Origin of the sequence: Thiothrix sp., from assembly GCF_028714775.1 — a bacterium.
In the GTDB taxonomy this organism is placed as follows: Bacteria; Pseudomonadota; Gammaproteobacteria; order Thiotrichales; family Thiotrichaceae; genus Thiothrix.
Genome location: NZ_JAQTLS010000030.1, coordinates 21,343 through 32,224 on the forward strand (window position 1 = coordinate 21,343; position 10,882 = coordinate 32,224).

Sequence of the window (10,882 nt, forward strand, 5' to 3'; positions counted from 1 at the left end):
ATCTTGATGGCTATGTTTCCCCGGCTAAATGCTGGGGAGACCAAAGGGAAGCATGAAAATACGAACTCAACATTTAGGCCGGATTGCATTTGATGCAGACGTTATAAGCCAAGAACCGGAAGAAATAGCGGGATTCTTTGCCGCAATCAGGTTTTTGCCTTATGCCGTTGAACCGATTATCCAGAACGGAACCGTGGACTACATGGGTTATTCACCGGAATTTTCCGAAATACCCGTAGGTGGCCTTGTCCCAAGATACTCGGCAAATACAAAGGCCGGAACGGTTGCAAAAGAGGGGCTTAACTTCACCAAGGTGGTGAAAAATGCCTAACTTCATTGATACGTCTGCTGTTGCAGCGGCGCTTGATGACAATGCGGATGCCATTGCATTACGCGAGGCAATACTTACGCTTGCTCAGGCAATGCAGGGCAGTCATGACGCGCTTGCTGACCAGCTTCAAACACTGCAAACACTTGTCCCCGGCGCTGATGGGATTGCCGGGGTAATCCGCGAAATTGAAACGGCGCTAGGTCTGCGTGACGATCAGGCCAGCGGTATCAGTTATTGCACCCCGGTTGGGATGTTGCGCTACGGTGCTGCTGAACTTGCCCAACGAAGCGTAAACGCTGACGAAACGATGGTTAGCCCTGATCTGTTGCGCAGGTACATTACTGGCGCTGATATGTCAGGCGATGGTGCACAGGACGTTGAAAATGCCATCCTCTCTTATTGGAGCATTGCCCAAGCATTAGGAGAATCAACGCGGGAAATTGACCGTTACCTTTGCTCGGTGGCAACCGTGCCGCTGGTAACTGTTCCAATGGAAATACGTGATATTTGCTGCCGCATAGCACGCTACAGGCTTGCCCGTTATGAGACTGGCAAGGAAGATGAAAGCCGCGTGTACCGTGACTATAGGCTTGATATTGCATATTTGCGCGATGTGTCAACTGGAAAAGCGGCGGTTAATGGATTGAACAATACCTCAGCGGGTAATTCCGCCTTCCGTGGTTACGCTGTCATCGCGCCCACGGCTATTTATAACAAGGGTTTGCGTGGCTGAAATCCGCGTAACAATTCCCAACATTCCCGGAATATCCGAACGCGATATACAGGGGATTTTGGAAGAAGGTGGAGACGCAATAATAAATGTTGCACGACTATCTTTCGTTGATGCCTCAACGCCAACTGGAGAAAAGTGGCCTGCACTTTCAGAGGTTACGATAAAGCGGCGCAGGAATGGCAGTGATAAGCCATTGCGTGATACCGGGGTGTTAATGAATAGCCTGCAATCTTTTGTGCAGGGAAACACTGCGCACATCGGTAGCCACTTGATTTACAGCAATATCCACAACTACGGCGGAATGGCTGGAAGAGGAAGGAAGGTGAAAATTCCGCAACGTCGGTATATGCCAGACCCTGATAATTTGCCGAATGATCTGACTGAGGAACTTCAAGAAATAAGCGTTAGGCGGTTAATGTCTGCATTCGGCGGCGCGGCGCAAAGGGGTTGACGTGATAGCAGAAATTGAGCTTGAAATAGTAGAAAAACTAAAGGCTAAAATGGGCGCTGTCCATGTTGAGGCTTTTCCAGATAGCCCAAAAGATTACAACCTGATGCACAATAATGGTGCGGTTCTTGTGGCATATAAGGGTAGGGTAGTTGAAGAGGTTACAGATTGCGGGCTTGAATCGAATGAGCTTGAATTTGTTGTTTCGTTCCTGTTCCGCAACCTTCGCAAGCGTGATGCGCATCAGGGCGTATATGGCGCTCTTGAGATTGCTCAGGCATCGCTAAAGGGATTTGCAAAGCTACATTCTGAAAAGTTCACAGATTTTAATAACGGGGTCTGGGAGTATGCCCAGCTCTACCGCGTAAACAAGATAGGGTAAACCATCATGGCAATTGTCAAGCTATCGGAAAAAAACAAGGTTCTCCATTTCCAGAGAGAGGTTACGGAAGGGACTGAAGTAGCCCAAACAGCGACCAGCGTAATCCTTACGCAAAACCTGCAAGCTACCATTGGCGAGGGCGACACGCAGACCGACGAATACGACGGCACGGCAGGCCGGGATAACCCAGTATCAACGGGCAATATGCGCAACTCGTTTGCCTTTGATATGCCAGTTACGCTTTCCGGTACGGCTGGCACTGCCCCGGCACTCGGAGCTGTCCTGCAAGCGTGCGGGTTCAAGGAAACCATCACCGCCGCAACAAGTGTGAAGTACACGCCAGAGGCTCTTGGCGCAATCAAGTCAGGGTCAGTAACAATGCGCCGTGACCTCGGCACAGGATTTGACCTCTGGTACAAGACAAAGGCGGCGAAGGGTATCCTTGGCATTGAAATCAAGGCAGGCCAGCGCCCTAAGTTCAAAGTTTCCAACCTTGTTGGCGACTATATTGAGCCGTTGCGCTCTGCAAACGGCACAATCAGTCCGACCAACTACGGTACACAGAAGACGCTTGTTTGCGACACGGCAAGCCCTGATTCCGTTGTAACTGCAACCCTGAACGGCAAGGCTCTTTGCTTGGATTCTTTCTCTTGCCAGAACCTTAGTGGCCTTGACTTGCAGCGCTTCACGTCCATGTGTACTGGGTTTACCGTGGCTAATCCAGCAACGCCAGAAGCAACCATGACGGCGGTAATGCCTGACTGGTCAGCAGACTTCAACCCATTCCAGTACGGGCGCACTGACGGCGCTGTAAAGCGGTATGCACTGGTTATCGACTTGGGCACTGTTGCGGGCAAAAAGGTAAGGCTTGAAGTGGCAGAGTGCCAACCAGTAAACCCCAAAGAATCGTCACTTACTGGCGGTGTACTTGGCTTTGAAATGGGCTTGCGGTTGCTTTCTGATGTTCAAATCACATTCAGCTAATGACGACCTTCAATGGTTCCGGGTGTACTGGCAAGCTGGTCAGTACACCCATGCCGGTGAATGGATTAACGGCGGCGGTAGCGGTTCTATGGTCATCTTCGCGCAGAACCAAGCGCAGGCACGCGGGTTTTTCCAAGAGCGTGCAAGCGGGCGGAGGATTACTTCATGTGACCAATTCACCCCGAAACCCGGAATAATTTGCAGCTAGATTTTAAACACAAAAGAGGTATTTACCATGACAGCACCAATCCTTCGTGGCAAAAAAGCAGAAATAAAATTGCCAGTGGTTGCAGAGTTCCCAGACTGCGTTGACAAATTCACGGCTGTTTTCAAGCGCGGCAATAAAGAAGCATTCAGGGAGTGCATGGAAAAACGCAATGAATGGACAATTTCCGATGCACTTGAAGAGTGGCTTATTCGTGTCGAAGACTTGACCGACGAAAATGATAATCCTGTGACAATGGACAAGGCTGAAATACTTCCCGTCATTATTTCAGACGTTACCTACTCGCAGGCCACAATGTCCGCGTGCTGGGATGCAATCGGGAACCACAAGCTACAAGAGCAGCAACGCTTGGGAAACTAACCCATGCCGGGTATCTTTGGGCTGGCGGTGGTGATCCAGATATAGTTGATAGCGAGGCAATTGCAGAATTGCGTAGCCTTGGCCTTAATGAAGAAGCAGACGCCCTATCAGGTGAAATAGGGAAGTCCGAATACTACATCTGGCCTGAAAATTGGTCGGCATGGGAGTTTTTCAACGAACTGTCAGACCAATGGCTTTTTGCTCCAATGGGCGGTGCAATTGGCCTGAACGGTTCAGTGGTTCTCGACTACGTTAAACTCGGCGGAATGAAAGGAAAAAAGGCGCAGGCCATTTACCAAGACATCCGTCATATTGCATCTGGCGCGTTATCAGCGTGGCGCGAAAAATCGAAGGATAACCAGTAATGGGCGCAAGCAACCTTATCGTAAAACTGCGATTGATCGCCGAAAGCAAAGAGCTAAGGGCGGGGCTTGACGATGCACGCGACGGCCTGAATAAGTTCAAAGCTGGAGCTGAAAAAGCTGGTGATTCCGTGTCTGCTAGCTTTGCAAAAATCGGAAGCGCTGCCGCATCTGCTGGGCTTGCAATTGGCGTGGCGTTTTTGGCTGGAACTGTTGCGGCAACAAACGACTTGCTAAAACTGAATGCTGAACTAAGCACCCTATCTGCAACCCTTAATGTCTCGCGTGAAAACCTCCAAGTATGGCAGATCGCGGCGCAGTCTGTCGGCATGTCGGGCGACCAGATTTCAGAGGTTTTCAAGGGCGTAAATGAAAGGCTTGGTGAGTTTGCATCCAATGGAGGCGGTGAAGCACTAGACCTCATCAAGCGCCTAAAGCTCGACATAAACGACCTGATTGCAATGTCGCCAGACCAAGCCTTGCTTAAAATAATGGATGCAATGGGCAAGGCCACGGATATGTCACAAGGGGAAAAGACGTTCCTCCTTGAATCCCTTGCTGATGACGCATCACGCCTGCTACCACTACTCGAAAACAACGCAGCAAAGCTTGACGCAATCCGCGAACGCGCCAGCACAAACCTTGTCATCATTACTCCAGAACAACAGGCATTGCTGGATAGCGCCAATGTAAAAATGACAGAGATCGGCAGCAGCCTTGACGGGCTGTCAACTCAGGCCGGGATTGCCGGGGCAGCGCTGGTTAATGCGTTTGGGGATGATGCAGCAAGCGCCATAGACAGCATGGCGCTGATGGTGCAGGACTTGCCGGGAATCGTTGAGCAGACAGTCGGGGATATGGCGGCTTCGTGGGAGTACGCAACATCTGGCGGTGAAGATGCGTTCTCGGCACTTGGCGACTATGCCAGCGAATTTGCATCTTTTGCAGTTGATTCTTTTTCCTATGTTGCTGATGGCGCAAGGATGGCATTTACATATTTCCCGGTAATTGCAAGAACCGCTTTTGACCTTGCAATATCATACGGTGACGCTTGGTTAAATGAGGCTATGGCTGTATGGGACGACTTCAAGGGTTCGTCAAACTTGGCCTTTGCATCCTTGCTTGAATACGCGAAAAGTGGTTTTGTCGGTATGGCGAATGCTGGCGGGGTTGCAATTGCTTGGCTGATAGACAAGCTGGCGACGTTTGCGCAGTCGGCAGCAGCAACATTCTCTGCAATGTCCGATGTTCCCGGATTTGAGGCGATGGCAAGCGGGGCTGCTTCTGTCGCTGGCAAGCTATCAGGCATGGCTGATTCAGCGCGTAGTGCTGGTTCTTCTGTTGCTGGCTCGTTTGATAGCGCCATTGCAAGCCTACGGGCGTCTGGCGCAGAGGCAAAGGCAAGCGCTGATAATCACCGCAGGCTGGCAGATGAGGCGCGTAACGCTGGCAAAGAGTCGGTAAAAGCCGCTTCTGATTTTATCCAGACCAAGGAAAGCCAACGCGCCATCAATGCCCAGATCAGGGAAGAGAACCAAGAGTTAGGAGGTCTTGCCGCTGGCATGGACAAGGCTGGCGGTGCTGCAAAGAAGTTCCATGTCAATCAGGACGCGGTGAACAAGGCTTTAGCTGGCGGCGCAGGCAGTGCAGGCAAGGCCAAAGAAGCGAAGAGCGAGCTTGAAAAGCAAACGGAAAAGGTAGCCAAGGCATACGAAGACGAACTAAAGGCGCTCAAGCTCAAGAACAGCGAACTGACCCAGACCGGGGAACAGTATTACCTGTCAACGCTGGCCTCCAAGGATTTCACCAGCGCTATGCAGAACGAAGCCGGTGCGCTGCACTATGGAAACACCATCCTTGAAGAGCGCAAGAAGCTGATGGAAGAGGCAAACAGCGTAAAGCTGAACCCCGTTGAACAGTACAAGGAGAAGCTAAAGCAGGACGGTGTTAATCCGGGAGACGCCGGGGAACTTGCCGCACTGAAACAGGCGAACATCCAAGACAAGATCACCAAGGAGCTTGAAAAGCAGCAGCAGAAGGCAAAACTTACCGCCGATGAATACCGCAAGTGGGAATTGGCGCAGGAAGGTGTATCTGCTGAATTCGCTGGGCAGGCGCTAAGCCAAGAAAAGCAGATCGACGCGCTTGAGAAGCAAAAGGAGCTTGCCAATGACATCAAGGAAGGGCTAACGAATGCCCTGATGGATGCCGCCGAAAGCGGGTTCAAGTCTTTCAAATCGCTTTCTGACTGGCTCAAGGACACCTTCAACAACATGGTGTTGCGCCCTGTCATTCAGGCGATTTCAGGCGGCATTGTTGGCTCGCTGTTCCCCAGCATGGCAAGCGCCAATGGGCTGTTCAATGGCACTGCTGGCGGCGCTGGTGGTGGTCTTGGTGGGATACTGCAAATGTTCACAGGGAACAGCTTCGGAAGCGCCATATCGACAGGTGCAAACGCGCTTGGAGGTCTCGGCGGACTGTTCAGCAATGCCGGTTCAGCGTCGAATATGTCCTATGGCCTTGCCGGGATTGCCGGGAGCCTGTTCGGGAACCTGATTGGCGGGAAAAATGCTGGTATCGGCGGCGGTCTTGGGGCAACCATTGGAACGGCAATACTTCCCGGTATTGGTTCCGTTGTTGGTGGCTTGCTTGGGTCTCTGGTTGGCGGGCTGTTCGGCGGGGAAGTTACCACCACGGGAAATGCTATCGACTTGGGTTACAACGGAAAGAGCGGCGTAACCGGGCGACAGTCAACGACCAAGAAAGAAGATGGCGGCTGGTTGTTCGGTGATAGCACATGGACAGAATACAGCGGGCTTTCCGGTGACTTCACCAGCAAAATGAACACGGCATTCGACGCGATGGAAAAAGACATCGTAGCGAAGATGAACGCCCTGAAAGAGCTTGGCCTAAATGTCGGTGGTGATGCGGCGCAATCTGTGCTTGATGGTCTTACCATCGGAATGTCTCACCTTGACCTTACCGGAAAGACGCAGGAACAGCAGCAGGCGCTTATTGACAAGTGGTTCAGCGGCATAACAGACAAGATGTATTACGCGGTACTGGCTAACGAGAAAAACGGCGTTACAGATACCAGAAGCGACGGCTACGGCGCGATGATGGGCGTCAGGTCGATAGTTGCAGAGAAGAAGACTGGGGAAAACTTTTCAACCGCATTTTCCCGTGTAATGGCTGAATACACGACCGTATCCGGGGCATTTGGCAAGCTGGATTTGTCACTTGGAAAGCTGGTAGGAAGCTCAGTAAGAGCCGCCGATAACTTGGTTGAAATGGCTGGCGGCCTTGATAAATTTGCAGCATCAGCGGATTACTACTACCAGAACTTCTTCACAGATCAGGAAAGAAACCAGAAGGAAACAGATGCCGCCAATAAGAGCCTTTCGGCATGGAACAAAACGCTAGGGCTTTCTGGCGAAAAGGCCATAGACACCAAGGACGAATTCCGAAAGTACATCGAAAGCCTTGATCTGACGAAGGAGACCGGGCAGAAGGCATACACAGAGGCGATGAAGTACGCTGGCTCAATTGTTACGGTAACAGGCGGGCTGGCTGCGGCAAACTCGCTACTGAACCCAACAGTTTCATGCTTGGTTGCCAAGGACATTGTAAGCAGCATCCCTAAGTATGACGTTGGTTCAGACTACATCAAGACCGACCAGACGGCGCTAATCCATCAGGGGGAAATGATCTTCACGGCAAGCCAGTCTTCAAGCATGAGGGAAAATATTGTAAAGGTAATGTCAGCCCTTGCAAGATCGGCAAGCGCTACCGGAAATCAGGCTGCAACAGGCAGGCAATCAAGTACGCTTGATGATAAAATTCAATCACTTATTTCAGAGAATCAGGCAATAAGAGGAATTCTATCTGCAATTCTCGGGGACATGAACCTTAACGCTGTTGATGCCCACAACCAGAGAACAGAAACAAACAATATCCTTTCTGTAGCAAAAGCAGCAGGCGCATTTAAGTCTAAAATAGCTAGTGGTTTCGCATGATATACGATTCATTTGTATCTTGGATGAAGGACAGAAGCAGGGATTCACACAGGGTTATTCTTGCTTCTGTCGAGTTCCCATATATTGGTAAAATTCTACGCTATTCAAACATGCCATTTACAAATAGATATGGAAGCTATTCAGATGACTGGCTTACTGAGTATCCAATTGTTGATAGCAAGCTAGGAGAAACAAGTATTTCAACATCTTTTAAGGCTAAAAACAACAATAAAGAAAATATGTTTCTTCTTCAGAATGAATACGGGATATTAACAGTATCAACATTTGACGAAACTGAAAACGACCCGGCTAATGTTGATAATGTATGGTTTATATACCAAGGCTCACTTTCAGAAATAATAGATTCTGGTGGTGGAGTTTTTGAGTTCAGGTCAAACTCGTCTCTTCAGGGTTCAACGCAAAAAGAGTTTAATAGGGATAGGACGTTATTCAACTCGATAAAGGCAAGGGTTCCTGTGTGCGCAGGAAAGCCGCTTAATACAACACCTGAGTTTGTAATGACATCTAGCGGATATTACTACTACTGCTATAGCCACACACCGGCGGCGGTGGCTGCACCAGCACTGCGCATCAACGGGATAGCAAAGGCCGCTACAAACTCAAACCTAGCAAGCTCATGGGTAGGGTTTAATACAATGCCCTCTGGCCTTGTAACTGCCGACGCTAACGTTTCAAGCATCGGAACTGTGAAGACGGCATTTGAACATTTTGCGCTTCAGGCAAACATACCACTAATAAAATTCACAGGACTAACTCCAACCCAATTGGGCTATGAAATAGGGTTCTACAGCCCGTCAGCAGATACGCTTACCCATGCCCAAGTTCTTGAGGCTCTAGCAGCATCATGCCACTGCCACCTATCAGCAACAGAGACCGGGGCAGTTAACGTTGTATCGCTATCAAACGACAACACCAGCGATATTGAAATAACAGATCACGACGTTATTGATGGAACCATTAAACACGTTTCAACAGTTCCTCCAAAAAAAGAAGTTCGCGTTAGATACGGGAAGAACTGGTCTGTTCAAGGCTCAGATAAACTATCGACGGGGGCAGATATTTCAAAGTATTCAAAGGAATGGCTTTATGTTGGCGGAGTAAATACGCTTCTTGATACTGGGACAGCCGAATTCCTGAATAATTCATCGGAAGACAATGAAATATCAATTGATACTCTACTGATTAATGCAGCAGACGCAACAACTGAGCTAAACTACTGGCTAGATAGAATGAGCAAAACAAAGTTTGTTTACTCCATGGATGTTTATTTGCTTGGTCATTATTTATATGTAGGAAAGCGTGTGAAGCTTAATCTATCTGAGTTCAAAAACGCTGATATATATGCCGACGTTGTTCGCATAATAAAAGATTCTGGAAGTTATGTTTCAACAATAGAGGTTCTTTTTTCATGGCAAGGTGTCTAATACTATCTCCTAAAAATGTTATAACCGGAATTCCTCTAAAGGCATCTGAATCATACCTATCAACAATCGAAAAGCTTAAGCGCGACTACCGTGGTGCTTGGCATGTTCAGGCGTGGAGCGCTGGTTACTTCACCATTTATGGCTCTCTTGCTGACGCCGACGCTGATTTGATCGCTGATACGTTCGCGCTTACACGTCACGGCCTACCAGATGGTGCAACGGTAAGATTGCGGCTGTACGCTGCTGTATTTGCCCAAGGAACGGTTCCAAGCGGGACGCCTGCTTATGATAGCGGAACGCTTCCTGCATCAACATCGGGGCTTTATTCCAGCGGAACGGCAGACTGGTTTGTTAAGTCAGTAACACCAGTAACATTCAAGTCATTCGCGCTCACTGTTTCAAGCCTTCCGGCGTCTGGGCGGGCAAATCTTTTCTCGCTATTCATGGGGCTTGATATTGGCCTAACCGCAGGGTTTGGGTTCAACGCCACGTTCAGGCAGGTTGACGGGACTGAGTTCGCACGCACAGTGTCAGGCGGAACCGTGGTGAAGAAGTACGGGGCTATCACCAGAGTCATGACAATGCCGCTTGAACTGCTATCTGGTGATGACAGGGGCAAGCTGTCTGATGCTGAACGCAACTACAGAAGCAATGCATGGTTTATGTGTGGATACCCGTCAGGTGAAAACTGGCAGAAGCTTGAATACACGTTTCTTGGGTTGCCGGAGACAAACGGGTACGGAAGGTCAGGGCATGGCGCTTACAACACGTCAACGCTGATACTTCGTGAAATTTAATTGCCATAAACTTGCCATAATGAAGACGATCATAGACGGTTTCAGACGATTCTTGTCATAAAAAAGCCCGATAAGTTATTAATTTATCGGGCTTTATCTGGTGGAGGCGGCGGGGATTGAACCCGCGTCCGCAAATCCTCCATTTGAAGGCTACTACATGTTTAGTCAGTCGTTTGTTTAACCCGATTGCCGCCAACTGACAGGCTGCTCACGGGCTGTCCCAATACTGTTTAGTGGTTTGGCCTTGGGCGAGCCTCCCGCACGATCTTATGATTGGATGATGCCTGAATATTCGTACTGCATAAGCACAGTAGCGATCAGACAGCTATCTACCGGTTATTAAGCGGCGAGAGCGTAAGAGTCGTCGTTTGCGACTATTGTTTGTGACTAGTGTTTAAGTGGTCACCACATCCACTACATGCTCCCCAAACTTTGTGATCCACGTCGAAGCCAAGTCGCCCCCGAAAGTGTGTCCAAAAATCCGCTGGATGCGCGATTATATGCTCTGACCCCAACATTGTCATGCAGTTCCGTCAAGCGGTTAGTACATCAGTACAATCCCTGTCATTTTCTCACAGTGTGAAGGATTCACTGCTGAGCAGGCAACGTGCATTTTTCGACTTTTCAACGTAATATTCCTTCCGGTCACTACTCGGGCCGGGCAGGAATATAACGAGGGTGTAGAAAAACCCGAATCTGATCATCCCATCCAGACCGGGCAGTCATTTTTTTGAACGCCCCACACGGCTGGGAGGCACTCTCACCATTGCCGGACTCCGGCTTCCCCGTAACGCCCTG

General features: G+C 49.6%; 10 protein-coding genes and 1 other RNA gene. 10 read left to right on the plus strand and 1 reads right to left on the minus strand.

Annotated elements, in window-relative coordinates; translation table 11 throughout:
• Positions 1–52 precede the first annotated feature (52 nt).
• The 10 genes from PHE17_RS19620 to PHE17_RS19665 all read left to right on the plus strand — a co-directional run bounded on the left by PHE17_RS19620 (position 53) and on the right by PHE17_RS19665 (position 10,084).
• On the plus strand, positions 53–331 hold the full coding sequence (locus tag PHE17_RS19620) for a hypothetical protein (RefSeq protein ID WP_301017615.1): 279 nt from the start codon (positions 53–55) through the stop codon (positions 329–331).
• Positions 324–1,064, plus strand: coding sequence for a phage protein Gp36 family protein (locus tag PHE17_RS19625; protein ID WP_301017616.1), 741 nt, complete (start codon positions 324–326; stop codon positions 1,062–1,064). Before PHE17_RS19620 ends, PHE17_RS19625 begins: the two co-directional genes overlap by 8 nt.
• The gene (locus tag PHE17_RS19630) at positions 1,057–1,515 is read left to right on the plus strand and encodes a phage virion morphogenesis protein (RefSeq protein WP_301017617.1); all 459 of its coding nucleotides are present in this window, start codon (positions 1,057–1,059) and stop codon (positions 1,513–1,515) included. Before PHE17_RS19625 ends, PHE17_RS19630 begins: the two co-directional genes overlap by 8 nt.
• 1 nt (position 1,516) lies before the next feature.
• A complete protein-coding gene (locus tag PHE17_RS19635) occupies positions 1,517–1,894 on the plus strand; it encodes a Gp37 family protein (RefSeq protein ID WP_301017618.1) in 378 nt (125 codons plus the stop codon).
• Between the two features lie 6 nt (positions 1,895–1,900).
• Positions 1,901–2,878 carry a hypothetical protein gene (locus PHE17_RS19640; RefSeq protein WP_301017619.1) on the plus strand — a complete coding sequence of 326 codons (978 nt, stop codon included), beginning with the start codon at positions 1,901–1,903 and terminating at the stop codon, positions 2,876–2,878.
• Positions 2,879–3,113: 235 nt separating this feature from the next.
• Positions 3,114–3,464 carry a hypothetical protein gene (locus tag PHE17_RS19645; protein WP_301017620.1) on the plus strand — a complete coding sequence of 117 codons (351 nt, stop codon included), beginning with the start codon at positions 3,114–3,116 and terminating at the stop codon, positions 3,462–3,464.
• 68 nt (positions 3,465–3,532) lie between these two features.
• A complete protein-coding gene (locus PHE17_RS19650; protein WP_301017621.1) occupies positions 3,533–3,829 on the plus strand; it encodes a DUF1799 domain-containing protein in 297 nt (98 codons plus the stop codon).
• Entirely contained in the window at positions 3,829–7,842 is a 4,014-nt protein-coding gene (locus PHE17_RS19655; RefSeq protein WP_301017622.1) for a hypothetical protein, read from the plus strand. Before PHE17_RS19650 ends, PHE17_RS19655 begins: the two co-directional genes overlap by 1 nt.
• Entirely contained in the window at positions 7,839–9,287 is a 1,449-nt protein-coding gene (locus tag PHE17_RS19660; protein WP_301017623.1) for a hypothetical protein, read from the plus strand. The genes PHE17_RS19655 and PHE17_RS19660 overlap by 4 nt, the downstream gene beginning before the upstream one ends.
• Positions 9,272–10,084, plus strand: a complete 813-nt coding sequence (locus tag PHE17_RS19665; RefSeq protein WP_301017624.1) for a hypothetical protein — start codon at positions 9,272–9,274, stop codon at positions 10,082–10,084. The genes PHE17_RS19660 and PHE17_RS19665 overlap by 16 nt, the downstream gene beginning before the upstream one ends.
• A 98-nt stretch (positions 10,085–10,182) precedes the next feature.
• Here PHE17_RS19665 and ssrA read toward each other — a convergent pair.
• Positions 10,183–10,547, minus strand: a transfer-messenger RNA (tmRNA) gene (gene ssrA, locus PHE17_RS19670).
• Positions 10,548–10,882: the final 335 nt, after the last annotated feature.

Coding starts and splice junctions, on each gene's coding strand:
- PHE17_RS19625 (WP_301017616.1), top strand. CDS start 324: ATGCCTAACTTCATTGATACGTCTGCTGTTGCAGCGGCGCTTGATGAC.
- PHE17_RS19620 (WP_301017615.1), top strand. CDS start 53: ATGAAAATACGAACTCAACATTTAGGCCGGATTGCATTTGATGCAGAC.
- PHE17_RS19645 (WP_301017620.1), top strand. CDS start 3,114: ATGACAGCACCAATCCTTCGTGGCAAAAAAGCAGAAATAAAATTGCCA.
- PHE17_RS19655 (WP_301017622.1), top strand. CDS start 3,829: ATGGGCGCAAGCAACCTTATCGTAAAACTGCGATTGATCGCCGAAAGC.
- PHE17_RS19660 (WP_301017623.1), top strand. CDS start 7,839: ATGATATACGATTCATTTGTATCTTGGATGAAGGACAGAAGCAGGGAT.
- PHE17_RS19665 (WP_301017624.1), top strand. CDS start 9,272: ATGGCAAGGTGTCTAATACTATCTCCTAAAAATGTTATAACCGGAATT.
- PHE17_RS19640 (WP_301017619.1), top strand. CDS start 1,901: ATGGCAATTGTCAAGCTATCGGAAAAAAACAAGGTTCTCCATTTCCAG.